This window comes from Thermococcus gorgonarius (assembly GCF_002214385.1).
GTDB lineage: Archaea > Methanobacteriota_B > Thermococci > Thermococcales > Thermococcaceae > Thermococcus > Thermococcus gorgonarius.
This window is the reverse complement of the sequence record NZ_CP014855.1, coordinates 209,841-232,910: the sequence shown is the minus strand read 5'-3', so window position 1 is coordinate 232,910 and position 23,070 is coordinate 209,841. Positions and strand designations below refer to the sequence as shown.

Here is a 23,070-nt window from a genome sequence, read left to right as displayed (position 1 = left end):
CTCTCACCCCCTCAGCCTCGTCCCGAAGCCGTCCCCCCTTATCGCCCCGCTCAGTCTTCCGGGAACTTTCCCGTTCACGAACCAGACCTCGGAGTGCTCGGCTATCTTTTTTGCCTCACGGAGCTTGTTGCAGATTCCGCCGGTGACGTCGGTTCCGGCGGCGGAGCAGTGGAGCCTCTCGAGCAGGGCGTCAATCTCGTCCTTCGAGAGGTTCTGAATTAACTCCCCCTCTCCGGGCTTTCCGTCGTAGATCCCGTCGACGTCCATGAGGAAGATCACCTTCTCCGGCTCAAGCATCTTGGCGAGGTAGGTGATGATCTGGTCGCCAGAGAGGATGTCTATTCCCTTCGCCAGGTCGATGGAGACGTCGCCAAAGAGAACCGGGATGAACTTCAGGTCGACGAGCCTTTGGATGACCTCAACGTCGCCGTAGGCCACTTCCCCGTTTTCGGTTATGAAGACGGAGGAGGTAGATACCGAGAAGGCGGGCAGGTTCTCTGCAACGAAGGCCTCTATGAACTTAGCGTTGGCCCTAAGCATCGCCTGGTGGGTTAGAGTAAAGCCGATCCTTTTGAGGCTTGCTGACTCCCAGTCCTCGGGCAGGCCATCTCTTATGCCGTATTTTTTCGCCTCCGGGTGCCCGAAGCTCCCTCCGCCGTGAACTACGATAAAGTCCTCTCTGGGATAAAAGTTCGCTATCTCCCTCGCAATATCTCTCACCGTCTCCACATCGAAGTTCTCCGGCTTCCCCTTCTTGTCGCTGAAGACGCTTCCACCGACCTTGACGATTATCATGGTAGAACCTCCTCAATGCGAAGCCCTTCGCGGCTTATCTCGGTTATCATCGGCGTCCCACCGGCTATCGTTATAGCTGTGGCAACTTCACTCTGCCTCTCCGGGGCCAGAGCGTACATACAGCCACCTCCTCCAGCTCCCGTTATCTTTGCCCCCAGAGCTCCAGCGGTTCTAGCTGCATAGACCAGCTCGCTCAGCTTCTTGGTGGAGACGCCAAGGGCATCTAAAAGGCCGTGGTTGATGTTCATGAGCCTACCGAGGCGGGCGAGCTTCTGCCCCTCTTCAAGCTCCGACAAAAGGGTCTCCCTCGCCTTCTCCACAACTTTGCCCATCGAAGTCAGGATTGGTTCGACTATCTCAGGCATCTCCTCGTAGGTTCTCCTCACCATCGCCACCAGCTCTTTGGTTGAGCCGCTCGAACCTGTGTAGCCGACGACTATCGGCAGTTCCATGAAGGGAAGGTGCTCGAATTTACCTTTCTCGTAGTGGATTATTCCCCCTATGGCAGAAACCGTCGGGTCTATGCCGCTTGAGGCACCTTGAACCAGGAGCTCAACGCGGTGACCGAGCTTTCCTATCTCCTCGTTGGTGAGTTCAAGGCCGAGGAGCTTTGAAACCGCCCCAATTGTGGCAACAGCAACGGCGGCCGAGCTTCCAAGTCCAGCTCCAACCGGAATCTGGGAGGTAATCGAGACGGTTATACCTCTGCCATTTTTATCTGCCTCTTCTTGGACGAGCTCTATCGCCTGCCTGACGTAGCTGAGAACCTCAGCGGCCTTTCCGTAGTCGCTCTCGAAGTATATCTCGTTCTCGGAGAAGGAAACTATCAAACCGGGCGTCTTTATGTCGTGGGCCTCTATTTTTATCCTTCCAGAGTCGTTGAACTCGGCTCTGACATACGTTCGGAGGTTTATGGCGGCCGCTATTGCTGGCTTTCCGTAAACCACGCTGTGCTCACCGAAGAGGATAATTTTAGCGGGAGCCGAAGCTAGAACCCTCATCTTTGACCCTCCAGAATACTTTTTAAGCGAAATTCAATATCATCGAGGTCGTTCTTGATTGTGTACCAGACTATTGAGAGATCAACCCCAAAGTACGCATGAATCAGTCTGTCCCTCATTCCAGCGATTTCCTTCCAGGGCACATCCGGGTGCATTTCTTTAAATTCCTCCGGAAGGTTCTTAACGGCCTCCCCAATGATTTCAAGGTTGCATATAACAGCATCCACCGTCTTCTCGTCCTCAAAATCCTCAAATTCCATGCCTTCAGTGTAGCGCTTTATTTTTTCGATGGCTTCCAAGATATCTTCAACGTACAAAAGAGGGTCTCTCATACGTACTTCACCTCACGGAGAATTCTCTCCTTGATTCTCTTTTTGAGCGCCCCTCTGGTCACAAGGTCAACTTTAACCCCAAGGAGACCTTCAAGGTACTCCTGGAGCCGTATAAAGTCTATGAGTCCTATCGGCTTCTCAAACTCGACGAGGATGTCAACGTCGCTGTCTTCCCTTTGCTCTCCTCGAGAATAAGAGCCAAAAATCCCAATTCTCTTAACTCCGTATTTTTCCCTAAGCTCCTCCTTATGCACGCGGAGTATCCTTTGGACGTCCCTAAGGGTTCTCACTCGGGAAACCTGCATGGTATAAATAAAGAAAAGGATCTTATCACCCTTTCGCTCACTTCCTCATCACGATGCTCGCGTAGCCAACCACCGCATCAGTCGAGCGGCTCACCTCAAAGCTGGTCGTGTAGTGTAAAAGCTCGGCTTCAACCGCTCCAGCCAGGCGGGAGTAGACTATCGCGGTTCCGACACCACCGGGCCCGCACATCGTGTGGTCGAGCTTTCTGATCTCATTGAACATCCCATCGACGTCGAAGTCGAGGATGTGCCTTATTACCTGAAAGTCCCACTCCTTTATCCTGTGGGGAAGCTCATCAGCCCTGGCCCTAAACGGTACATAGCCGTAAACGGGGCCGTAGTGGGTAAAGTCGGTGCTCGCTATGACCACAACGTCCCTTCCGAGCTCCTTAGAGGCTTCAAAGATGGCCCTGCCGAGATCTTTGGCCACTTCCTCGTCCTGAATTCCGAGGGTTATGGGAACGATTTTGACGTCCTTTCCGGCCTTCTCGGCCAGATACTGGATGAACGGCACCTGCACTTCTATGGAGTGCTCGTAGGTGTGCGCCATCTCGTCGAGATCTGCTATTCCAGAGAGTCTAGCTATCGCCTTCGCCATCTCCGCATCGATCTCAATGCTTCCAAGGGGAGTTAGCCACTCACCCTCTGGATAGACCGCTATTGGTGAGCCCAACCCGGTGTGGTTCGGCCCGAGTACCACGAAGGTTTCTGGCAGACCGTCTTCAAAGATTGCCTTGTAGGTTCTGCTCGCTGTGTACCCCGAGAAGACGTAGCCAGCGTGCGGTGCAACGCCAGCCGTGATTTTCCTCTCGCTCCCCTCCTCACCGAGATCCCTGAAGAACCTCTCAAGCATCTCTACCAGTTCCTCGTCAGCGGGATAGAAGCTCCCAGCGACGGCAGGGTATCTAACACCCATTTCCCTCACCTCCGCAAGGTAATCGACGTCAAAGTTTAAATCCCTTCGGTCAGCTTGAGGCCCGAGCCTGTGAGGGGGAGCAGAACCTTCGAACCATCAGGGATTTCACCGGTCTCGACCAGCTTCCACAGGGCGGCAAGAACAACAGCAGAGGTGGGCTCAACGAGAAAGCCTGCTCTCTTCAGCCATTCCCAAGCCTCCTCAGTCTCCTCCCAGGTAACGCTCACGCAGAGGCCGTTAGTCTCTTTTAGGGCTCGCTTCATCTCGTCAAGGCGCGGAGGCTCTGGAATCGCTATTCCGTCGGCGAGTTTGTTCTTTAAGGGCGAGCGATTACATAAGCTCTCGTAGCCAGTTGCTTGAACCGCAACAAGCCTCGGGAGATCCGTTATTTCTCCCATCCTCTTGAGCTCCGTGAAACCCTTCCAGAGGCCGAGGAACAGTGTCCCAGAACCAGTTGGGACCAAAACGTAGTCTGGGACTCCAACCTGCTCGTAAACCTCAAAGGCGGCCGTCTTGGTTCCCTCAAGAAAGTAGGGGTTGAGCCAGTGGGAAACATAGGTTAGCCCAGTTTTCTCGGCAAACTCAACTGCCCTCTCGTGAACGGCCATTCTGTCGCCGTCTACGAAGTGGATAACCGCCCCGAGCCTCTGAAGGAGGGCAAGCTTTTCGGGAAGGGCACCGTAAGAAACAAACGTATGAACCGTAATCCCAGCTGGAAGGGAGTAGAGGGCCATACTCAAGGCGGCATTTCCAGAGCTGTCGAGGACAACCTCGTTTATCCCCTCCTCCATGAGCTTTGCCACGGTTACCCACGTCCCCCTGTCCTTGAAAGAGCCACTCGGCTGAAGGTAGTCGAGTTTGAAGAGGGCATTAACAGATTCGACCTCAAGCTCTACAACCGGTGTTATGGCCGGAACCGGAGGGGGCAGAAGGCTCCCGCTAACGGGAAGAAACTGAACGTATCTTCTGGCGTCGAAGTACGGCATGAGGTTGCCGAAGAAGTCATAGACCTCCCTCTCCACCAGCAGGGTTCCACCGCAGTCGCACCTCAGCCTGAATGTCTCGGGATAGGTCTTACCACACCGCGTACACCTGAGCATGCTTTCAGCCCCAAAGGCTTTTTAGCTTCAAGCCCTATTATAGTTCACCGACATAAAAAGGTGGTTGCCATGGGAGAGAAGTTCATCTCCGCCGAGAGGCCTCAAACAGAGGAGGGCTACCAGTACCACATAGCCTGCAAGCCGGGCGATGTCGCGCGCTACGTTCTCCTTCCCGGAGATCCTGATAGAGTCCCGAAGATAAGCTCGCTCTGGGACGAGGCGAGGGAGATAGCGTTCCACCGCGAGTACAGGACACACACCGGGAAGTATAAGGGCGTCCCAATAAGCGTAACCTCAACGGGTATAGGTGGACCATCCACGGCCATAGCGGTTGAAGAACTAGCCGCGATAGGGGCAGACACCTTCATCCGCGTTGGCTCGACCGGTGCGATACAGCCCGGGATAGAGATAGGGGACTTAATCATTGCCAAGGCGGCGGTAAGGCTCGAGGGAACTTCAAAGCAGTACGTTAGGGTTGAGTACCCGGCAGTCGCTGATTTAGAGGTCACGATGGCTTTAATTGAAGCGGCCGAGAATCTGGGCGTCAGGTACCACATAGGCATAACCGCCTCGACGGACAGCTTCTATCTCGGGCAGGGAAGGCCCGGTTTAAACGGCTACTTCCCAAGTTTCGCGAGGAACATCCTCGACGACCTCAGGCAGGCGAGGGTTACTAACTTCGAAATGGAGGCGGCGACGCTCTACACGTTAGCCAACATCTACGGCCTTAGAGCAGGCTGTGTTTGTGCTGTCTTCGCCAACAGGATCACCAACGAGTTCGGCAAGGCGGGAGAAAAGGAAGCTGCCTTGGTGGCGAGCGAGGCAGTGAAGATACTCCACGAGTGGGACGAGGAGAAAGAAAGGAAAGGCAAAAAAATATGGTTCCCTGGGCTGAGGGGTTGAGATGGACGAGAAAGTGCTGAAAGTTAGGGAGCTTTTGAACAGAGAAAACTTGGATGGAGCATACTCCATTGCAATGGAGATAAAGAATCCCTACTGGCGGGACTACGCCCTTAAATGAGTTGTCGAGGCATACGCAGTGAAAGTCCCAGAGCGGGCCGTTGAGATAGCGCTCAAGATATCGACCGAATCACTCCGAGATGAAGTCCTCAGAAATCTTTCATACATTTTTTCCAGGGCTGAAAAGTTCAAACTGGCTATAAACGCGGCCACAAAAATCAAAAGCCAGTACCTAAAGAAAAAAGCCCTAAAAAGCATCTCAGACATGTTGGCCAAGGTAATAGTCCAGAAGGGAACTGCTGGGGTCTCACTGAGTGAATTAGGCCTCACAGAGGATGATATAGAGCACATTAAACCTCTCCCGCAGGGGATAGTGTTCAAAGACGGAAAGTTAATGCCCGGGGCAGAGCTTCTACGCATGAGGGGAGAGATTAAAACCGGAATAGTTCCCCGTTTTGAAAGGCCCAAAAAAGCCCCTCCAAAGCCCCAGTTCAAGGAGTTTGGCCTTGAGAGGAAGAATTACCTCATCGAGTACTTCAAACTCCTTGAAGACGTTGGGGACGTTTTCAGTATGGAGACGTTAGCCGAGCTCACGGAAGAACCCCTGAGAAGCTGGCTCCTGGAAAAGGCCGGGCTTATCTACCTAGAGATCGGAAACTTCGAAAAGACCGTAGAGATTTATCAGAAAACGAAATATCCGGGGGAACTAGCTGTAAAGCTGGCGTTCCAAACAATAGATAAGCCAAAAGAAGCCGCACGTTATCTAGCCAAATCCCCTCGGGGAGAAGAGAGACTCCTCTTTACCTGGGAGCTTGCCCTTAAAGGGATATACGATGAAGAAACGTACAGGCTAGCCCTGGGACTGGAAAAGAACGACTATCTGTTCGCGAGAACCCTGAAGTTTCTGGCCGTTGAGCTCCTCGACGAATCAAAGAGAAGAAAAAACGAAAGACTAAGGGAGTTCTCACGTAGGCTGTTCCTCGAAGGGGTCAGGATCCAAAGGGAGTTCGAAGCAAAGGCCCTTGGTCTGTTCTAATTAGGAACTCACTTGAGCCTCTCCAGGATTATCGCCGGGCAGACCTTTGTAACTCCGTCGATCTTCCCGATTTTGTTTGAGATTATGTCAGAGAGGTCCTCGCCGTCCTTCGCCCATATCTCCGCCATTATCATGTGGTCCCCACTCGTGAGGTAGACGGACTTCACGAACTCAAACTCCTTGAGCTTCTGGGCCACTTCAAAGATCTTCTCCGGGAGAGTATCGACCCCGGTTATGCTAACCAAGTTGTAGCCCAACTTGGAGGGATCCACGACTATTGTGTACTGCTTTATGATTCCTGCCTCTTCAAGGGCCCTGACGCGTTTCCTCACGGCGGTCTCGCTTATGCCCAGAACCTTGGCTATCTCGGTAAACGGTGTCCTGGCGTCTTTGGTCAACATTTCGATGATGATCTTATCTCTCTCATCCAGCACTTTCTATCACCTCTTCACTTCTAAATCCAAACTATGGCGGAATTGTATATTAACTTATTGGTTCCGATTCAAACCTAACTTAACGACGACTTCCACGTGGGGAGTGTGGGGGAACATGTCAAGCCCCACGACATCCAATACGGAGTATTTTTTCAAGAGCTCGTCGAGATCCCTGGCGAGCGTCTTCGGATTACAGGAAACATAGATAAGGTTTTCGGGTTCGTCCTTTAGAATTCTCCCAACGAGCTTGGGATGAAGCCCCGCCCGGGGCGGATCCACAACAACGGTGTCGTAACGAGAGAGACTCTCCACATCGCGGTCGGAGCCAACTTTAAAGTCCGCTTCAACACCGTTGAGTTCCGTATTCCTTCTGGCCATCTCCACCGCGAAGGGGTTGATCTCAATTCCTTCAACTTTAAAGCCCCGCTTGGCGAGATAAACACCGAAGGTGCCCACACCCGAGTAAAGATCGAGAATCCGCTCGCCTTCAGAGAATCCGCTTACCACCTCAACGAGATTGACAGCCTGATAGCTGTTCGTCTGGAAAAAGCTGTTTGGATGGATTAAGTAGATCACGTCCCCGAGTTTTTCTTTTATGTACTCCTCCCCCCAGAACTTTTCGATCTCTCCGTAGGAGACATCACTCGGCGTTCTATTGATGCTCCAGTATATGGAGTCAGCGTAGTCAAAGTAGTCGGGAAACTCCTCCGACAGTTCTCCAGGTGATGTAACTAAGTTCACCATGAGTTCCCCAGTAAACTTACCTTCCCGGAGAACAATGTAGCGAAGGAAACCTTCGTTTTTCTGGATTTCATAAAGGGTAACCTCGTGATCCTCAATAAACTCCCTCAAAGAAGAGAGAACCCTCTTGGAGGAGTCACCGAACACGGGGCAGTGGTCTATGTCCACCGCATCCCACCAGGTTCCATAACGTCTGAACCCAATACCGCTTGTCGAAATGACAACGTCAATCCTGTTTCTGTGGCCAAAAATTTTTGGAGAAGGGATAACTTTAATATCCATCCCAAGAAGCCGTCTAAGTTTTGCCTCTTTAAAGCGCATTTGTTCATCGTAGGGGAGGTGCTGGAGAAGGCAGCCTCCGCATTTTCCCGCGTAGGGGCACGTTGGATCAACGACCAGATCTGATCGCCTTAAAAACTCGAATTCTTCTGCCAGGATTTTTCTTTTCTTTCTTCGTGTTTTATAAACCCTAACCAGATCGCCCGGAGCAGAAAAAGGGACGTAAACCTTCTTCCTGCCCAGAAAGCCAACCCCAAGGCCTTCGTCACTCAGGCTTTTGATCTCGATTTCAAACGGCATGAGTTAACTGTGGAAAGAAAGGTTTATAAATTATGGCGGTTGCCACATTGCCCAAATTTTTCCAGCAAAGTTTATTTATAGTGAGTCGTACATTACACTGGTGTTTGTTGGATGTTAGGGCGCAGGAAAGAACTTGTATACAAGGTTCTGGCAACAAAGAAAAAAGCCGTTGCTCTCCAAAACCTAAGCGCCGAGCTCGAAACACCCCGCCCAGCCCTTCTCTCAACGTTGAAAGAACTTGAATCCGACGGTTTAGTTGAGCTCTTCTACGGAAAGGACAAGGCCAGCGTCTTTGTAAAGGCAAAAACTCTCACCGATTACGTTAGAGTTTAATCCTCTCTACCCCATTTTGTTTTTAGGTCGTACAGAAAACTATTTCTACCAGTAAGGTTACATTGAGAAGTACGGGTGCACACAATGCCAGGCATCATCATCACCGGAAGGGGAGGGGCGGGGAAAACAACAATAGCCAGCAACCTTGGTGTGTATTTTACCCGAGAAGAGGGACTGGACACCGTTGTTATCGACGGTGATCTGTTCTTACCCAAGCTTGCATTCCATTTTGGGATATACAACCCGGTGGTGAACCTGCACTCGATTCTCAAAGACCCGAAGGCAAACCCCTTCAGCGCCGTTTACAGGGATCCAAAGACGGGAGTCTACATAGTTCCGGGAAGCTCCAACATATACGACGTGCTCCATCTAGACCCGAGGAACATGGCCAGGGTAGTTTCCGAATATCGAAGGAGATACAACATGACAATAGTGGATTCCCCGGTTGGGATACCCTTCGACACACTATCGACGTTCAACCTTGTGGAATACCAGCTGATAGTTTTAGAGCTGGAGAGGTCACCGATATACAGCTTCAAGAGAATGCTGGAAAACGAGCTCATAAAGCTGAAAGCCCTGGGGGAAGAGTTCGGCCTGAAAGTGGGCGTTGTCATCAACAAGGTCCGAGAAGCCAGGGGAGATCTTGACGAGGTCATGGATTTCATTGAGGACGTTGTTAAGGTACCCGTTCTGGGTATTATATCCTTTGACAGCAATGTTCCCCTAGCTTCGAACTACGGAACACCGGTTCTTGCAAAGTTCCCCCGAACTCAAGCTTCTAGGGATCTTCTGGAACTCGGAGAAAACCTGGCCACATGGACTCTCGGGAAAAAGCATCACAAAAAGTCAAAATGGAGCGAATACGGGCACTCGATCATGGAGATCATCCACAGGGTCATTCACTGGAGTTAAAGTTCAGCAGCTCTGATACCCTGAGAACGGGCAGGAACCTGTAGCCGTTCCCTCTTATGTTCTCCTCTGCCCCTTCCTCGCGGTCAACGACAACTGATATGGCAGCTATCTTAGCTCCAAGAGACTCGAGAACCTTGGCTGCCTTCAGAACACTCCCCCCGGTCGTTGTAACGTCCTCGACGAGCAGGATCCTTTCTCCCTCTCTTACTTCCCCCTCGATCTGACTGTTGGTTCCATACCCTTTGGGCTTCTTTCTGACTATAACGAGGGGCTTTCCGGTTTCAAGGGATAAGGCGGTCGCTATTGGCACCGCACCGAGTTCGGGACCGGCCACTCTGTCGAACTCGATCCCTTCCGACTCAGCTTTTTTGGCCATCAGGCGGGCTATGAGCTTCAGTGCCTCAGGATCGGTGACTACCTTCTTGACGTTGATGTAGTAGTTGCTTTCCTTTCCTGAAGCCAGAACAAAGCGGCCGAAGAGAACGGCCTTCGCCTCGAACATCTTCTCGATAAGCCTCTCCCTTTCGCTCATTTTGACACACCTGTTTAAACTTTCAAAAGCTTGGCTGAATGAATCGACAGAAAAGAGTTTAAAAAGGTAGCGGCCTCACTCGGAGGCCTTTTTCTCTTCTAGGACTTTCTTTACAGCCTCGCCGGCATCGGCAAAACTCTTGAAGAGCTTGAGCATCTCCATCGGGAGTGGCAGTACTATGACGTTGCTCTTGTCGTTCGCGACGTCGCTTATGGTCTGGAGCGTTCTCAGCTGGAGTGCCATCGGGTGCTCGCTTATGATCTCAGCCGCCTCCCTGAGCTTCTCGGCGGCCTGTCTCTCTGCCTCAGCCAGGGTTATCCTCGCTCTCCTCTCACGCTCGGCCTCTGCCTGCCTTGCCATTGCCCTCTGCATTCCCGCCGGAAGTTCAACGTCCTTTATCTCCACCGTGGAGACCTTTATTCCCCAGGGATCGGTTGCCTCGTCTATGATCTTCTGGAGCTCCATGTTGAGCTTCTCCCTCTCGCTTAGGAGTTCATCAAGGTGGGCCTGGCCTATGACACTCCTCAGCGTTGTCTGGGCTATCTGGCTGGTTGCCATTATGTAGTTGGCCACCTGGGTTACGGCCTTGACCGGATCGACAACGCGGAAGTAAACGACGGCGTTCACCTTAACGGGCACGTTGTCCTTGGTTATGGTTTCCTGAACCGGGACGTCGAGAACCCTGGTTCTCAAATCGACTATGTAGGCCTTTTCGAATATCGGGATGATGAAGAACAGTCCCGGTCCCCTTGCACCAACGACCCTACCGAGCCTGAATATCACTGCCCTCTCGTACTCCTTCACGATCTTTATGGCACTTGCAAGGAAAATCAAAACAAAAAGCAAAACAATTCCCAAAATCAAACTTCCTACACCCGCCATTCACGGCACCTCCTTTTCTTCAACTTTCTCAACAATAAGAGTTAGACCCTTCATATCAACAACCTCGACGACTTCTCCGGCCTTTATCGTTTCCCCGTTCCTGCTCACTGCCTTCCAGAGCTCGCCCCTTATCTTCACCATTCCCTCCGGGCTGAGGTCCTGAACGACCTTTCCGGTTTCCCCTATCATTTCCTCTCTGCCGGTCTGGGCTTTCTTTTTCCTGTCTCGGATTATCGCCGCAACACCAAAGGCGAAGAACAGGCCCAGAAGCAGGGCTATTGTTATAATGACTATTCTCAGAGTCGAAAACGTTGAACTCTGTATCAGGTACTCGTTTCCACCTCCAAAGAGGAGAATTCCGCCGATTACCATGGTTACTACCCCCGCAACGGTAAAGAGGCCAAAGGTCGGCGTCAGTGCCTCGGCTATGAAGAAGATTATCGAGAGCCCAACGAGTAGCAGACCCGCGCTGTTGTATCCAAAGTAACCCAGGCCTATAACGCCAAGAACTAGAAGTATTGCCCCCACTGTCTCGGGAACATGCCAGCCAGGAGTTAGAAATCCAAATATCAGTCCAAGGATTCCAATGTTTATCAGCACGTACGCTACGGTCGGATCGGATATGTATCTGACTACCTCGTCTTTAAGTGACGGACCAATCCTCACAACCCGAACATCTGTGAAGTTCAGGGTTACTTTGCCTCTTCCGGCGACGGGAATCTTGGTCGTCATTCCGTTAGCCTTCTGAAGGAGATCATCGAGGTCATCCGCCACAACCTCTATAACATGGCTCTTCAGGGCTTCCTCGGGCGTGAGACTTAAATCCTCCGTAATGAAGAGCTCAGCCGCGGTTTCGTTCCTCCCGCTTGCCTGGGCCAGGCTTTTGATGTAGGCTATGTAGAAGTTCCTGATCTTCTCGGGGGCCTTCACAATGCTCCCGTTTGAAGAATAGCCAAGTATCGGCTCGCAGGCGCCTATACTTGTTCCGGGCGCCATGGCTATTAGATGGGAGCCAAGGGCTATGTACGTACCGGCCGATGCCGCTATTGCTCCCGGGGGATAGACGTAGATGATAACCGGAACCCGTGACTCCTTTATCCGCTGGATTATCTCCTGCATTGCATCTCCCCTTCCGCCGGGGGTGTCGAGCTCTATTATCAGGGCTTCGGCGTGATTGGACTCTGCGATCTCAATGTACCGTGAAAACTGATCAACGGAATAGCTGGTGATTACCCCCTCGAAGGTGGCAACGTAAACCACCCTGGTCCGGTCGGCTGAAACGGTAGCTGAGGGGAGGACTAAAAGGGAAACCAGGAGGATGAGACCAACCAATGTTCTCACTCGCATTTTCATCGCCATCGTTTGGTACTCATGAAAGTTTAAAAAGTTTGCACTCATTTTGTTTTTAAGCGGTTCGATGAGGTTTTATAATCCATGCTAGATACAGAATAATGGGAGCAGCATGACGGGAGCAAAAGACGTCAAAATAAAACGCTCCTGGAAGATCGTTAGAGAGGCCTCGAGATACTCGCTATCGGGCAACTTCTGGGAGGAAGTCAAAAGGGCCAGCCTAAAGGAGAAGGAGATAAAGAACGCGCTGGTTCTTCTCGAGGAAGCGGGAGAGATAAGAATAAAAAGAGCCAAAGACGGAAGGAAGCTCTACGTTCTCACACTCAGGGACATCAGGAGAAATCCGGTAAAGCTGGATAGGTGGCTGACTAAAGGATAAGCCTTTCGAGAAGGGCATACTCCCTATCAGTCCACGCCAATGGATCAGTTACGAGATAAACCGTCCCGCCGTAGAGAATTGCATAGTCCCTCAGGGTATTCAGGAACTTCAGGAGGCTGTTGAAGCCGTTGTGAAGTGCAAGGTACTCAAGGCATTCTATAACCACTGGAACATCCGGGTTCTCCTGCAGGTGTGAGATGAGCATGTGTAAAAGCCTGTGGAGCTCCCGGGGGCCCACAAAGCCGGGGGCAGAGCCCACAAAAATAGCATCCCCCTCCACCCGAGTCCCCGGCCTGCCAACGGTAAGAACTTTTGACTCCCTCGCCTGCCCCCGGGAGCGTACTATCTCCACCCCACGGGTCCGGCGGGCGTAGGTCTGAGATGAGACCGACACCGAAAGGAGCTGGCCAATGAGGGTTACTAAGCCTCTAATAGGCAGCATTTTCCCACCATAAGTCTAAACGCCCGAAAATTTAAAGGCCTTTTTTGCAGGTGGTTGTGTAAGTGTCTGTGTAGAAAAAATAAAGCACCCTCAGACAAGGCCGATGTCATCACGGTTCAGCCGGTTAATCCTTCGTCATCGGGTGAAGAATGAAAGGTGGAGAGGTTAAAAACCTTCAGAACAGTTCTTCAAGCTTGACGTCAATCTTGTCCGGGTTGAAGGGAAGGACGTGCCTGGTGGTCTTCGGAGAGTAAACTTCACCGCGCTTGACGAGCTCCATAACTTCCTCCTTGGTCGGGGCCTTCCTGATGAAGACGTAGTCAATCTCGCCCTTGGCCATGTCCTCCCTGGCGTCTTCCTTGAGGCCATAGTAGATGAGCTCTATCCTTCCTTCAACGCTCATCTCGTCAAGAACCTTACTTACCTTCTTCTGCTCGTCAAGGCCGCCAGGAATGGCGAAGCTCTTCTCGCCGACGAGGGCGAAGGCTATCTCTCCCCTCTCGGCCTTCTCCTCGGCCTCCAGATCTTCGATGACCTCAAGGCCCTCAGCCTTGAGCCTCTCAATGACCTCGTTGAGGTCTCCCTTGAAGGCCGGGTACCAGGTGTAAACTTTGACGTCGTCACTGAAGTAGTCGAGTATGACTGACGGGGCCCTCTTCGCTCCAAGCTTCTGCAAACCCGCCCAGCGGTGGTGGCCGTCAACGATGAGGTACATGTCCTCGCCCGGAACCTTCGCGAGGAGCATCGGCTTCCAGAAGATACCGCTTCCAGTAACGCTCTCGATGAAGGCTTCAAGCTCCTTCTGGACGAGCTGCTCGTGGGGCTTCATCTTGTCGAGCTCGATAAAAACGTAGTCGACCTTCTTGGTCGGGATGTCATACTTCGGAACCTTTTCCACTCCCATTCTCAACCCTCCGTAAGCGTTAAACCTTCAGACCCCTCTCGAAACGAGGGGTAAAAAGGCTTTCCCTTTCATAAGGACAACATTCCCCGGGCATTTTGCGGAAAAGCGGGATAAAGCCTGAGGATTTTAAGGGACAACCGTTAAAACACCAAAGGCCCAAATAGCTCCGATGAGGAACGTCGCTGACCTGCCCCTCCACGGCGGCCACGTCCCGGGGTGGCTCGCCCAGCGAATGAGGAAGCTGACGAGGTTAGTTCTAATCTTAGCCGTCGAGGAATACGGCACGAAGGGCCTCCTCGAGAGGCTCTCCGACCCGGTGTGGTTTCAGGCCTTCAACAACGTCATCGGGATGGACTGGGACAGCAGTGGCTCGACGACGGTAACGGCCGGCATGATAAAGGACGCCCTTTGGAGGGAGGAACTTGGAGTAAAAGCGGCCGGCGGAAAGGGAAAGAAGAGCCGGGCGACGCCGGAGGAACTGAAAACCATCGCGGAGCTCTACGAACTCGACCCCGGGCCCTACGTCAGGACTTCGAGGCTGGTCGCCAAGATTGACACAGTCGCCCTCCAGACCGGCTACCAGCTCTACCACCACGTTTTCTTCCTCGATGAGGAGGGCAACTGGGCGGTGATTCAGCAGGGGATGAACGAGAGGGAAAGGCTCGCGAGGCGCTTCCACTGGTTCGACGCTGAAACTTTCACCCTCGATCCTCACAAAGCCATATCGGGCCTTAAAAGGGAGTTCGCCCTCAACACCGTATCAAGGGAAGCGAGGGAATACCAGAAGACCCTCCTCGACGTCATCCAGGAAAATCCAGTTAAGATAGAGCGCGAGCTTGAGGGTTTGAAGGCCATAGCAAAGGGCTACCGTCCGCTGGTCTATTACAAGCCCCGCGAGCCCTGGGAGAAAGACCTGCTAAAGCGCTACGAGAGCCTCGGAAAGTTCGAGCTGAACAGGAGGGCCTTAGAATTTGCGAGAGAACTCAGCGTTTCGAACTACGAGGAGTTTCTGCTTTTGAAGGGCCTCGGGCCGAGCACTCTGAGGGCTTTATCGCTCGTCCTTGAGCTGGTCTACGACGTCCACCCGAGCTGGAAGGACCCGGTAACTCACCCTCCTGATCCGTTCAAGTTCAGCTACGCCGTTGGCGGCAAGGATCGCGTTCCTTTCCCGATAGACAAGCCGGCCTACGACGAGCTGATTTCCTTCCTTGAGGAGCTCGTCTCAAGGCACCCAGAGGAGAGGGCCCTCGTGAGGAACGTCACCAAGATAACGAAGAACTGGAAGTTCCCGGAGGGGGAGAAGAGGGCAACTTAACGAATTGTTTCATCATGAGTAGTCTAATCGTGCTGCAACTGCTAACCGTTTCTCAAGTTGTGCAGTACAGTGCACAAATTCTAAGGATTTTGTGCAGTGTGGTGTTTCAAGTGCACAAACTGAGGAAAAACTTAGCATGGTATGACCTCAAAATCCCCAACTCCTAAGCCAGTTACGCCACTGTCCTCGGTTTCAAGCATCTTTGAGTCCCTTTCGAAGACGTTTTCGCCCTTCGGTTAATATTAATCCTCCCTGCCACTCAATCGCAACCCTTTTAACTATCGGGGTGATAGTATACTATCGGGGTGTTAGTATGTACTTCGACGAGAGGCCCAAGAGCAGGAGGGAGGACCTGTACGACAGGGAGGGGGAGCTTGAGGGGATGCTTGCCTCCATTAAGCATCAAAAGCCGCTGGTGGTTCTCAAGGGACTCCGCAGGCTCGGGAAGACTTCCCTCCTGCGGGTTGCCCTCAACGAGGCCAAAAAACCTCACGTGATAGTCGACCTCCGCGGGGTGAACCCGAACTCAAGGCGCGACCTCTACCTCCGCTTTCAGGCGGCGCTCAACGAGCATCTCTCAAAAAACGCCCCCCTCTTCGCGAGGCTGAAGGGGAAGATAAAGCTCATAGACGGCGTGAGCCTTTCGGGAATCGGTGTCTCCCTCTCGTGGAAGAACCCTGAAACACTCTATTCCCTCATTTCGGCGCTCGAAAGCGAGGGCTTTGTGATAGCTTTCGATGAAGTCCAAGAGGCAAGGGGGCCGGCCGGAAAGGAGCTCGCCTCGCTGATAGCCCACTTCTACGACTACGGCGAGACCACCTTCATCCTGACCGGCTCTGAAGTGGGCCTCCTCTACGACTTCCTCGGCGTTGAGAACCCGGACGCTCCTCTCTACGGGAGGGCCTTCCACGAGATAGAGCTTTCAAGGTTTTCAAGGGAGCAGAGCCTTGATTTCCTCAGGAGGGGCTTTGAACAGGCTGGCGTTGATGCCCCCAAGGAGCTTCTGGAAGAGGCCGTTGATAGGCTCGACGGAATAGTGGGCTGGCTCGTGAAGTTCGGTGTGGTTTCGCTCAGGGAAGGTCTTCGGGAGGAGGTTATCGATAAAGTCCTTGAGGAGGCATCAAAGCTCGCTTTGGCAGAGCTTGAGCGCTTCCTTGAAAAGCGCCCCCTCGCGAGGAGGCGCTATCTGACGGTTCTCCGGGCGATAGCCTCGGGCAAGAACACGTGGAGCGAGCTGAAGAGAGAGCTCGAAGGGAAGGAGAAGAGAGAAATAGAGGACGCCACGCTGGCGAGGCTCCTCAACGCGCTTCTGAAAGCTTCGTTCATAGAAAAGAGGGTCGAGGGGAGAAACATAGCCTACAGCATAGCAGATCCAGTGCTTGAGTTCGCACTCAGCCACTAACCCCTCAAACACACCATGCTCCCCTGCGGCACTCCGAGTTCCCTCGCTACCGGCCTGCACTTCGCTTTTAGCAGGTAGAAGACGCGGTTATCTTTCACCTCGCTCAGCGTCTCGAAGTTGCCCTGTCCCTTGGCAATTATGACATCAGCTTTCTCAAAGACCTCCCTGAACTCGGGGGAGACCCTGTCGAGCGGAACGCCGACTATCCTCGTGCCAGTTGAGACTATCTCGGCAAGTTCCCCAAAGCCTGCCTTTCTCAAATCTTCAACAGTTGCGTCGTTGATTATCGGCCCTTCTTTTCCAGCGACGTAGATTTTCAGGTGTGGGAAGGCCTTCTTTAGCTTCCGTATGAAGAGCCTGTCGAAGTATATCTCCCCGCAGTTGTCCGTGAGGTAGAGGAGGGTTTTGGCTTTCCCCAACCTCTCAAAGAGCTCGTCGGAGTGGTCAATGTAGAGCTCCTCGCCGAGCATCGCCTTAACGTCCTCTTCAATCCTCTCCGGGGAGTAGCCGACGGCGAAGTCTATGACGTTGCCGATTATGGCAAGCTTTAGAGCGGTCTTAAGGTCTATATCTTCTCCCTCAAGGTCTGAGACGACCTTCTCAGCCAGCTTGTTCGAGAGCTCTTTGTACTCTTTAAACGGGTCGTCGTTGCCTATAACTCTGTAAACGCCTAGGAATACCTCACTCCCAAAAACAGCAGGAACGGAATCTTCGTTTATCCTCGCCATGAGCTTTGCCGCCTCGATGACACCCCTCTTCCTGAGCCCTAAGTCGTCCGTCCCCATCTCCACGATTTTCTGACACTGATTGGCGGCGCAGGCAAGGCACTCGTAGTGGATTTTCACTTTTATCACCGGGGAATGAAAGGGGTTTTGGTCTTTTTAACTCAATCGGCAGGGTTTGGCCTGAAAATCGGGATGGATGAAACTTTCGACTTATTCAGTATGTTCAAGTGCTTTGGACGGTGGAGGCATCAGAGAAACAAAATAAACTTCTCCAGAAAAAGCACCTTCCCGGTTCTTTGGGGTTTTGTGGTGCGGGGGCGGGGATTTGAACCCCGGAACCCCTGCGGGACGGGACCCTGAATCCCGCGCCTTTGACCAGGCTCGGCAACCCCCGCGCCGCCAGAGAGAGAAAATTAAAGCCACCTTATAAACTTAACGTTCCAGCTTTTTAACTCCCTGAGGAGTTCCAACGAGGACTATATCGGCTATATCCGCGAATATCCCATTCTCAACAACGCCAGGGATGGTGTTGAGCTCTATTTCCATATCAAGTGGATCGTCGATTCTTTCGAACTTAACGTCCAGTATGAAGTTGCCGTTGTCAGTTATAACAGGGCCGTCTTTTTTCTTCGCCATCCTGAGTTCAGCCCTGGCGTTGAAGACTTCTATTTCTTCAGCTATGGCCCTCCAAGCAGCAGGAATCACCTCAACTGGAACGGGCATCTTTTCTCCCAGTCTGTTCACCAGTTTGCTCTCGTCAACGAGGACTATAAAAGTACCTGCCCTGTATTCGACTATCTTTTCCATAGTCAGAGCGGCCCCACGGCCCTTTATCAGGTTCAGGTTGGGGTCAACCTCATCCGCACCGTCAACCGCTATGTCTATGGCGTCTACTTCGTCGAGGGCCCGAATGGGTATCCCGTATTCAAGGGCCAGAAGTCTTGACTGGTGGGATGTTGGAACGCCGTATATCTCAAGCTCTTCCTCCCTGATTCTGTCGCCCAGAAACTTCAGGAAATAAGAAGTTGTCGAACCAGTACCGAGGCCAATCACCATATCGTCTTCAACGAATGACAGTGCCTCCATTGCGACGGTTTTTTTCAGTTCTTCCAAATCCATACTACCACCTCATTATCCAGTTCCGTTTATCATCTTTGAGAGAAGGCTCTGGTTGTTGTAAGCCCTTGGTTCAAACTCTATTCCAATTGTGTATACGAGCATCGTGAAGTACAGCCAGAACAGCAACCATCCCCAGAAACCCCTCCTCAGGATAGCCTTCCGTCTTTCGCTCTCGGGAAGCTCCTTTATGTCTTGGGGCAAATCATCCCCCAGGAGCAATTTTACAAAGAGATCTGTTGCTAGAAACATAAGGGCACCAATAATCCAAGCGGGACGATAGTAAGTTGAAAGCAACCCGCTAATGGTCCCGGTTATTGCCCCCCAGAGGTACACGATGAGTGCAAATTTATTGTCCGGCCTCACTTTTTTCACCCACCCATTTGCTTTTTCCAAGTCTTTTAAAAGTTTGCTAGACCTTTTGAGAGGGCTTTTTTATGTACATGCCTACCACAAAAGATAAAAGTTGTTTCGCCTTAAAAGGAATATAGGTTACTCAAACCCCGCGCTTATGTATCAAATATCGGGAGGTGCCGGCTTTGGAGGGTAGATCCATAGTTTTTGCCTCTGGAAAGGGTGGTACTGGTAAAACCACTACGGTTGCAAATCTAGGTGTGGCACTCGCTCAATTCGGAAAGGAAGTAATCCTGATAGACGCAGACATAACGATGGCAAACCTGAGCCTCATCCTCGGAATGGAAGACATACCAATAACACTCCACGACGTTCTGGCGAGGGAGGCCGATCTCAAGGAGGCAATCTACGAAGGGCCCGCCGGAGTAAAAGTCATTCCCGGTGGACTCAGCTTGGAGAAGATAAAGAAAGCCAAGCCCGAAAGACTGAGGGAGGTTATAAGGGAGATCAGCCAGATGGCCGATTTTATTCTCATCGATGCCCCCGCTGGTCTTGAGATGACATCTGTTACTGCTCTGCTCATCGGTAAGGAGCTCATAATAGTCACGAACCCGGAGATATCGGCCATAACAGACTCCCTCAAGACGAAGCTGATCGCCGAAAAGCTCGGGACGCTCCCTCTGGGTGCTGTACTCAACAGGGTCACCAACGAGAAGACCGAGCTCACGCAGGAGGAAATAGAGGCCATCCTCGAAGTTCCCGTTCTAGCAGTTATCCCCGAGGATCCAGAGGTTAAGAGAGCCAGCGCCTACGGTGTCCCGCTCGTCATAAAGAACCCAACGAGTCCAGCTGCGATAGCGATCAAACAGCTCGCTGCAAAGCTGGCTGGAATCAAATGGCAGCCGCCCGAACCAGAGAGCCCGATTAAGAGGGTCTTCAAGGCAATATTCGGCGGAAAGAGGTGATTGAAATGGCCGATGGAATCTACGCGGCACTGCTTATAGTCCTTATTTTCACGAACTTGATAGTCCTCCTGTTGTACCTCTCGGCCAAGAAGAACCCGTACTACGTTGTCTACGATGAGGAAACCAAGAACGCTCTCAAAAGACGTGTCACAAACCTAAAAGAGGAACTCGAAGAGGAACTGGTTGACTTCGACATAGAGGAATGGGAAAAAGAACTCGAAAGGAGTATTGAAGAAGAGGTTAGAAACCTGTGAGCCGTCTTTTTCAAATTCCTAACTTATCACCCTTCTATTTCCCATAATTGTCCCGTTAATTTTTTAAATTACCTATTGTTTCTAATTTCGGTGATGGCCATGATCCGGCTGGGGTACCCAGACCGGATCGTGGAAATTAGGGGGGATCGGGTGTACCTCTTTAAGAGGAAGCTCTATTCGGCCGACGTTTCGGACGTTATAAGGGCAAGGTACGATCCCACATTTCCCATACCCGCAGTATTCCTTGAAGTTGCCGAGGACGTTGCCCGGGTTCTCGAAAGGTTTAGATCTCCCCCAAAGTCATATCCGCCAGTAGCACAGAATAGCCCCACTTACTGAATTCTTTTTTGTTCACACTGGCGAAGACGTTAAAAGGGTTTTATCCTATTATCCCGATACCCGTCATCAGGAGGGAAAGACTATGAGGGCGACCGTGAAGATACTGGATGCATATACTGACAGGTACTCCATCTTCATAAACCCCGAGGACGCGAAGGCCGCGAAGCTACACCCCGATGACCTTGTTAAAATAGAATCCGGCAAAAGGAGCATCTACGGAAGCCTGGTAATAAGCAGCTTTGTTCAGCCAGGAGAAGTGGGCGTCAGTAAGGATGTCCTACAACTGTATCATCTTTCAGAGGGCGAAGTTGTGGAAGTCGTGCCGGCAGGAACTCCCGAGAGCGTCCGCTACATAAAGAAAAAGATGCACGGTGAGAAACTCAGAAAAGTTGAGATCGAGGCTATTGTTAGGGACATCGTTGATAGAAAACTCCGTGACATAGAAATAAGTTCCTTTGTAACCGCACTCGAGATAAACGGCCTCGACATGGATGAGATAGCTGCTTTGACCATAGCGATGGCCGAAACCGGAGACATGCTTGACATCGACAGAAAGCCGATAATGGACGTCCACAGCATCGGCGGCGTTCCGGGGAACAAAACCAACATCCTCGTTGTACCTATCGTCGCCGCGGCCGGCCTCACCATACCCAAGACCAGCTCGAGGGCTATAACCAGCGCCGCCGGAACGGCCGACGTCGTTGAGGTTTTTGCGAATGTGACGTTCTCCCTCGACGAAATCAAAAGGATAGTGGAGAAGGTGGGAGCTTGCCTTGTCTGGGGCGGCGCTTTGAACCTCGCCCCGGCCGATGATATAACGATAAAAGCTGAGCGCGCCCTCAGCATTGACCCAACGGGACTCATGCTGGCGAGCATAATGTCAAAGAAGTACGCCATGGGAAGCCAGTACGTCCTCATCGACATACCCACCGGAAAAGGAGTCAAAGTCGAAACCATCGATCAGGCACGGGCTCTAGCCAGGGACTTCATAGAGCTCGGCAAGAGGCTCGGCCAGTACGTTGAAGTTGCGATAACCTACGGTGGCCAGCCGATAGGACACACCGTCGGACCGGCTCTCGAAGCTAGAGAGGCCCTTTCAGCTCTGATGACCGGCAAAGGTCCCGGAAGCCTAATAGAGAAAGCCACCGGACTGGCAGGAATACTGCTCGAGATGGGTGGAGTTGCCCCTCCAGGGGCTGGAAAGAGAATGGCCAAGGAAATACTTGAGAGCGGCAAAGCCTGGGAGAAGATGAAAGAGATCATAGAAGCCCAGGGGGGAGATCCCAATATCAAGCCGGAAGATATACCAGTGGGGGACAAAACATACACCTTCGTCGCTCCCACGAGTGGATACGTCACCGCCATTCACAACCGCGCGATAACGGGAATAGCCAGGGCCGCGGGAGCACCCGAAGACAAAGGGGCTGGAATAGAGCTCTACGTCAAAGTGGGTGAGAAGGTCAAGGAGGGCGATCCCCTCTTCACGATTCACGCAGAGAACGAGGCTAGGCTGGAGCAAGCTATAGTCTATGCCAGGAGAACGGAGCCAATAAGGATAGAGGGTATGGTTCTCCAGAGGATAGGGAACATCTGATTTCCTCACTTTTTGTTTGTTACCACCGCAAAATTTATAAACCCGCCCAGATAGGTGATTACGGCGTTCAGGCGGGCCGGTAGCTCAGCCTGGTATGAGCGCCGCCTTGGCAAGGCGGAGGCCCCGGGTTCAAATCCCGGCCGGTCCACCACAAATTTTGGGCGGGCCCGTGGTCTAGACTGGTTATGACGCCACCCTGACAAGGTGGAGGTCCGGGGTTCGAATCCCCGCGGGCCCACCAGCAAAACCTCTTCTGCGGGGATAGAATCTGGGCAAGTATTCACAACCGTTCGATTACAAAATTTTGTACTCCTCCAAGGGCGACATTTCTTGAGCTGGCTTTCCAAAAAAGTTCAGTTCGCAGGAAAAGAAAAATAGCAAGGTGTCAAGTCTTTTTAAGGATCTCTTCTTCGATAAGGCCCACTATGTCGTTGTGTATGTCTTCAATGCTGTTCTGGGCGTTGACTATACGCATTTCCGGGAACATTTCGACCAGCTTAAGGTAGTTCTCCCTGACCCTCCGCTGCAATTCAACGATTTTATCAAACTCACTCTTCAAGCTTCTCCGGTTTATCCTCCGCATGCTCTCCTTCACGGGAAGGTCAAGAAGAACCGCCAAGTCAGGCCTGATGGCGAACCTGTTGAGGTCTATGAGCCATTCCAGGTCAAGGCCCCTGGCCCACTGATAAGCTAGGGAGGAGTAAAAGTACCTGTCCGAGATAACGACTTTTCCAGCCTCAAGAGAGGGGCGTATAAGCTTGTCCACGTGCTCTGCTCTATCTGCGGCAAAGAGAAGCGCTTCCGCTTCATGGCTTATCCTGGCTCCGTCTATGATACCCTCCCTACCGCCAGTCAGAACGAGTCTTCTGATGAGCTTTCCAAAGGCGGTGTCGGTGGGTTCTTTCGTCAGAACAACTTCATAACCTCTTTTTTCAAACCATTCAGCCAGCATTTTAGCCTGAGTGGATTTTCCAGCACCATCAATGCCCTCCAAGACAATGAATATCCCCACGGATTTCACCCCCACTGGAGAGGATAATCTCACTAGCCTTTTAATGGTTTTGCGAACAGAA

At 52.1% G+C, this 23,070-nt stretch carries 28 protein-coding genes and 3 tRNA genes; 13 read left to right on the top strand and 18 right to left on the bottom strand.

The features are described from left to right. Positions 1-3: 3 nt before the first annotated feature. From A3K92_RS01380 to A3K92_RS01355, 6 genes are read right to left on the bottom strand one after another with little or no spacing between them, the layout of a single operon-like run. A complete protein-coding gene (locus A3K92_RS01380; RefSeq protein ID WP_088884566.1) occupies positions 4-795 on the bottom strand; it encodes an isopentenyl phosphate kinase in 792 nt (263 codons plus the stop codon). Next, positions 792-1,796 (bottom strand): mevalonate kinase, encoded by a 1,005-nt coding sequence (locus tag A3K92_RS01375; RefSeq protein WP_088884565.1) that lies wholly within the window; start codon positions 1,794-1,796, stop codon positions 792-794. Before A3K92_RS01375 ends, A3K92_RS01380 begins: the two co-directional genes overlap by 4 nt. Beyond that, a complete protein-coding gene (locus A3K92_RS01370; protein WP_088884564.1) occupies positions 1,793-2,128 on the bottom strand; it encodes a HepT-like ribonuclease domain-containing protein in 336 nt (111 codons plus the stop codon). The genes A3K92_RS01375 and A3K92_RS01370 overlap by 4 nt, the downstream gene beginning before the upstream one ends. Continuing rightward, positions 2,125-2,433, bottom strand: a complete 309-nt coding sequence (locus A3K92_RS01365; RefSeq protein ID WP_088884563.1) for a nucleotidyltransferase family protein — start codon at positions 2,431-2,433, stop codon at positions 2,125-2,127. The genes A3K92_RS01370 and A3K92_RS01365 overlap by 4 nt, the downstream gene beginning before the upstream one ends. A gap of 37 nt (positions 2,434-2,470) precedes the next feature. Beyond that, entirely contained in the window at positions 2,471-3,349 is an 879-nt protein-coding gene (locus A3K92_RS01360) for an MEMO1 family protein (protein ID WP_088884562.1), read from the bottom strand. 35 nt (positions 3,350-3,384) lie between these two features. After that, the gene (locus tag A3K92_RS01355) at positions 3,385-4,449 is read right to left on the bottom strand and encodes a pyridoxal-phosphate dependent enzyme (RefSeq protein WP_088884561.1); all 1,065 of its coding nucleotides are present in this window, start codon (positions 4,447-4,449) and stop codon (positions 3,385-3,387) included. Positions 4,450-4,518: 69 nt separating this feature from the next. On the opposite strand from A3K92_RS01355, the gene udp reads away from it, so the two are divergent. Both udp and A3K92_RS01345 read left to right on the top strand, forming a co-directional pair. Next, positions 4,519-5,352 (top strand): uridine phosphorylase, encoded by an 834-nt coding sequence (gene udp, locus A3K92_RS01350; RefSeq protein ID WP_088884560.1) that lies wholly within the window; start codon positions 4,519-4,521, stop codon positions 5,350-5,352. A gap of 136 nt (positions 5,353-5,488) precedes the next feature. After that, the gene (locus tag A3K92_RS01345; protein ID WP_088884559.1) at positions 5,489-6,445 is read left to right on the top strand and encodes a hypothetical protein; all 957 of its coding nucleotides are present in this window, start codon (positions 5,489-5,491) and stop codon (positions 6,443-6,445) included. An 8-nt stretch (positions 6,446-6,453) separates the two neighbouring features. Here the strand turns inward: A3K92_RS01345 and lrpA are convergent, their stop codons facing one another. Both lrpA and rlmD read right to left on the bottom strand, forming a co-directional pair. Further along, positions 6,454-6,879 carry an HTH-type transcriptional regulator LrpA gene (gene lrpA, locus A3K92_RS01340; protein ID WP_088884558.1) on the bottom strand — a complete coding sequence of 142 codons (426 nt, stop codon included), beginning with the start codon at positions 6,877-6,879 and terminating at the stop codon, positions 6,454-6,456. 54 nt (positions 6,880-6,933) lie between these two features. Further along, positions 6,934-8,199: a 23S rRNA (uracil(1939)-C(5))-methyltransferase RlmD gene (gene rlmD, locus A3K92_RS01335; RefSeq protein ID WP_088884557.1), complete on the bottom strand. Its 1,266-nt coding sequence runs from the start codon at positions 8,197-8,199 to the stop codon at positions 6,934-6,936. Positions 8,200-8,310: 111 nt separating this feature from the next. Between rlmD and A3K92_RS01330 the strand changes: the two genes are divergently transcribed. Both A3K92_RS01330 and A3K92_RS01325 read left to right on the top strand, forming a co-directional pair. Further along, positions 8,311-8,532: a hypothetical protein gene (locus tag A3K92_RS01330; RefSeq protein WP_088884556.1), complete on the top strand. Its 222-nt coding sequence runs from the start codon at positions 8,311-8,313 to the stop codon at positions 8,530-8,532. A gap of 84 nt (positions 8,533-8,616) precedes the next feature. Continuing rightward, entirely contained in the window at positions 8,617-9,444 is an 828-nt protein-coding gene (locus tag A3K92_RS01325; protein ID WP_088884555.1) for a MinD/ParA family ATP-binding protein, read from the top strand. Here A3K92_RS01325 and pyrE read toward each other — a convergent pair. From pyrE to A3K92_RS01310, 3 genes are all read right to left on the bottom strand, one after another. Continuing rightward, a complete protein-coding gene (gene pyrE, locus A3K92_RS01320) occupies positions 9,428-9,976 on the bottom strand; it encodes an orotate phosphoribosyltransferase (protein WP_088884554.1) in 549 nt (182 codons plus the stop codon). The genes A3K92_RS01325 and pyrE overlap by 17 nt on opposite strands. A 75-nt stretch (positions 9,977-10,051) precedes the next feature. After that, positions 10,052-10,858, bottom strand: coding sequence for a slipin family protein (locus A3K92_RS01315; RefSeq protein WP_088884553.1), 807 nt, complete (start codon positions 10,856-10,858; stop codon positions 10,052-10,054). Then, complete coding sequence (locus A3K92_RS01310) at positions 10,859-12,211, bottom strand: NfeD family protein (protein WP_088886001.1); 1,353 nt, start codon at positions 12,209-12,211, stop codon at positions 10,859-10,861. Between the two features lie 109 nt (positions 12,212-12,320). Here A3K92_RS01310 and A3K92_RS01305 point away from each other — a divergent pair, with 109 nt between their 5' ends. Next, complete coding sequence (locus tag A3K92_RS01305) at positions 12,321-12,587, top strand: hypothetical protein (RefSeq protein ID WP_088884552.1); 267 nt, start codon at positions 12,321-12,323, stop codon at positions 12,585-12,587. Here A3K92_RS01305 and A3K92_RS09725 read toward each other — a convergent pair. Beyond that, the gene (locus A3K92_RS09725) at positions 12,577-12,792 is read right to left on the bottom strand and encodes a DUF835 domain-containing protein (protein ID WP_394335178.1); all 216 of its coding nucleotides are present in this window, start codon (positions 12,790-12,792) and stop codon (positions 12,577-12,579) included. The genes A3K92_RS01305 and A3K92_RS09725 overlap by 11 nt on opposite strands. 412 nt (positions 12,793-13,204) lie before the next feature. Continuing rightward, a complete protein-coding gene (gene serK, locus A3K92_RS01295; protein WP_088854348.1) occupies positions 13,205-13,933 on the bottom strand; it encodes an L-serine kinase SerK in 729 nt (242 codons plus the stop codon). Positions 13,934-14,102: 169 nt separating this feature from the next. Here serK and A3K92_RS01290 point away from each other — a divergent pair, with 169 nt between their 5' ends. Together A3K92_RS01290 and A3K92_RS01285 are read left to right on the top strand one after the other, a co-directional pair. Beyond that, positions 14,103-15,248 carry a DUF763 domain-containing protein gene (locus A3K92_RS01290; protein ID WP_088884550.1) on the top strand — a complete coding sequence of 382 codons (1,146 nt, stop codon included), beginning with the start codon at positions 14,103-14,105 and terminating at the stop codon, positions 15,246-15,248. A 313-nt stretch (positions 15,249-15,561) separates the two neighbouring features. Continuing rightward, positions 15,562-16,650 (top strand): AAA family ATPase, encoded by a 1,089-nt coding sequence (locus A3K92_RS01285; RefSeq protein WP_088884549.1) that lies wholly within the window; start codon positions 15,562-15,564, stop codon positions 16,648-16,650. Here the strand turns inward: A3K92_RS01285 and A3K92_RS01280 are convergent. The 4 genes from A3K92_RS01280 to A3K92_RS01265 form a co-directional block, all read right to left on the bottom strand. Then, entirely contained in the window at positions 16,647-17,495 is an 849-nt protein-coding gene (locus A3K92_RS01280) for a damage-control phosphatase (RefSeq protein ID WP_088884548.1), read from the bottom strand. The two genes, A3K92_RS01285 and A3K92_RS01280, sit on opposite strands and share 4 nt — an antisense overlap. 187 nt (positions 17,496-17,682) lie before the next feature. Continuing rightward, a tRNA-Leu gene (locus tag A3K92_RS01275) sits at positions 17,683-17,770 on the bottom strand. Positions 17,771-17,807: 37 nt separating this feature from the next. Beyond that, positions 17,808-18,494 (bottom strand): ribose-5-phosphate isomerase RpiA, encoded by a 687-nt coding sequence (rpiA, locus tag A3K92_RS01270; RefSeq protein WP_198361946.1) that lies wholly within the window; start codon positions 18,492-18,494, stop codon positions 17,808-17,810. A gap of 12 nt (positions 18,495-18,506) precedes the next feature. Next, positions 18,507-18,866, bottom strand: a complete 360-nt coding sequence (locus A3K92_RS01265; RefSeq protein ID WP_232460885.1) for a hypothetical protein — start codon at positions 18,864-18,866, stop codon at positions 18,507-18,509. A gap of 164 nt (positions 18,867-19,030) precedes the next feature. Here A3K92_RS01265 and minD point away from each other — a divergent pair, with 164 nt between their 5' ends. The 6 genes from minD to A3K92_RS01235 all read left to right on the top strand — a co-directional run bounded on the left by minD (position 19,031) and on the right by A3K92_RS01235 (position 22,238). Further along, positions 19,031-19,810, top strand: a complete 780-nt coding sequence (minD, locus tag A3K92_RS01260) for a cell division ATPase MinD (protein ID WP_088884546.1) — start codon at positions 19,031-19,033, stop codon at positions 19,808-19,810. A 5-nt stretch (positions 19,811-19,815) separates the two neighbouring features. Continuing rightward, positions 19,816-20,064 carry a hypothetical protein gene (locus A3K92_RS01255; protein ID WP_088884545.1) on the top strand — a complete coding sequence of 83 codons (249 nt, stop codon included), beginning with the start codon at positions 19,816-19,818 and terminating at the stop codon, positions 20,062-20,064. Between the two features lie 90 nt (positions 20,065-20,154). Then, a complete protein-coding gene (locus A3K92_RS01250) occupies positions 20,155-20,403 on the top strand; it encodes a hypothetical protein (RefSeq protein ID WP_157722398.1) in 249 nt (82 codons plus the stop codon). A gap of 82 nt (positions 20,404-20,485) precedes the next feature. Next, positions 20,486-21,997 carry an AMP phosphorylase gene (locus tag A3K92_RS01245; RefSeq protein ID WP_088884543.1) on the top strand — a complete coding sequence of 504 codons (1,512 nt, stop codon included), beginning with the start codon at positions 20,486-20,488 and terminating at the stop codon, positions 21,995-21,997. Between the two features lie 73 nt (positions 21,998-22,070). Further along, positions 22,071-22,148: transfer RNA gene (locus A3K92_RS01240), tRNA-Ala, on the top strand. A 12-nt stretch (positions 22,149-22,160) separates the two neighbouring features. Further along, a tRNA-Val gene (locus A3K92_RS01235) sits at positions 22,161-22,238 on the top strand. Between the two features lie 144 nt (positions 22,239-22,382). Here A3K92_RS01235 and tmk read toward each other — a convergent pair. Beyond that, positions 22,383-23,009 carry a dTMP kinase gene (gene tmk, locus A3K92_RS01230; RefSeq protein WP_088884542.1) on the bottom strand — a complete coding sequence of 209 codons (627 nt, stop codon included), beginning with the start codon at positions 23,007-23,009 and terminating at the stop codon, positions 22,383-22,385. Between the last annotated feature and the right edge of the window lie 61 nt (positions 23,010-23,070).

Bases quoted from the DNA above. Each gene is read 5' to 3' on its own strand.
- A3K92_RS09725 (WP_394335178.1), bottom strand. From the start codon at position 12,792: ATGCTCATCTCACACCTGCAGGAGAACCCGGATGTTCCAGTGGTTATA.
- rpiA (WP_198361946.1), bottom strand. From the start codon at position 18,494: ATGGATTTGGAAGAACTGAAAAAAACCGTCGCAATGGAGGCACTGTCA.
- A3K92_RS01365 (WP_088884563.1), bottom strand. From the start codon at position 2,433: ATGCAGGTTTCCCGAGTGAGAACCCTTAGGGACGTCCAAAGGATACTC.
- A3K92_RS01285 (WP_088884549.1), top strand. From the start codon at position 15,562: ATGTACTTCGACGAGAGGCCCAAGAGCAGGAGGGAGGACCTGTACGAC.
- A3K92_RS01310 (WP_088886001.1), bottom strand. From the start codon at position 12,211: ATGAAAATGCGAGTGAGAACATTGGTTGGTCTCATCCTCCTGGTTTCC.
- A3K92_RS01255 (WP_088884545.1), top strand. From the start codon at position 19,816: ATGGCCGATGGAATCTACGCGGCACTGCTTATAGTCCTTATTTTCACG.
- A3K92_RS01360 (WP_088884562.1), bottom strand. From the start codon at position 3,349: ATGGGTGTTAGATACCCTGCCGTCGCTGGGAGCTTCTATCCCGCTGAC.
- A3K92_RS01355 (WP_088884561.1), bottom strand. From the start codon at position 4,449: ATGCTCAGGTGTACGCGGTGTGGTAAGACCTATCCCGAGACATTCAGG.
- A3K92_RS01370 (WP_088884564.1), bottom strand. From the start codon at position 2,128: ATGAGAGACCCTCTTTTGTACGTTGAAGATATCTTGGAAGCCATCGAA.
- A3K92_RS01290 (WP_088884550.1), top strand. From the start codon at position 14,103: ATGAGGAACGTCGCTGACCTGCCCCTCCACGGCGGCCACGTCCCGGGG.
- A3K92_RS01315 (WP_088884553.1), bottom strand. From the start codon at position 10,858: ATGGCGGGTGTAGGAAGTTTGATTTTGGGAATTGTTTTGCTTTTTGTT.
- serK (WP_088854348.1), bottom strand. From the start codon at position 13,933: ATGGGAGTGGAAAAGGTTCCGAAGTATGACATCCCGACCAAGAAGGTC.
- A3K92_RS01305 (WP_088884552.1), top strand. From the start codon at position 12,321: ATGACGGGAGCAAAAGACGTCAAAATAAAACGCTCCTGGAAGATCGTT.
- pyrE (WP_088884554.1), bottom strand. From the start codon at position 9,976: ATGAGCGAAAGGGAGAGGCTTATCGAGAAGATGTTCGAGGCGAAGGCC.
- A3K92_RS01325 (WP_088884555.1), top strand. From the start codon at position 8,617: ATGCCAGGCATCATCATCACCGGAAGGGGAGGGGCGGGGAAAACAACA.
- A3K92_RS01380 (WP_088884566.1), bottom strand. From the start codon at position 795: ATGATAATCGTCAAGGTCGGTGGAAGCGTCTTCAGCGACAAGAAGGGG.
- A3K92_RS01330 (WP_088884556.1), top strand. From the start codon at position 8,311: ATGTTAGGGCGCAGGAAAGAACTTGTATACAAGGTTCTGGCAACAAAG.
- rlmD (WP_088884557.1), bottom strand. From the start codon at position 8,199: ATGCCGTTTGAAATCGAGATCAAAAGCCTGAGTGACGAAGGCCTTGGG.
- A3K92_RS01245 (WP_088884543.1), top strand. From the start codon at position 20,486: ATGAGGGCGACCGTGAAGATACTGGATGCATATACTGACAGGTACTCC.
- A3K92_RS01375 (WP_088884565.1), bottom strand. From the start codon at position 1,796: ATGAGGGTTCTAGCTTCGGCTCCCGCTAAAATTATCCTCTTCGGTGAG.
- udp (WP_088884560.1), top strand. From the start codon at position 4,519: ATGGGAGAGAAGTTCATCTCCGCCGAGAGGCCTCAAACAGAGGAGGGC.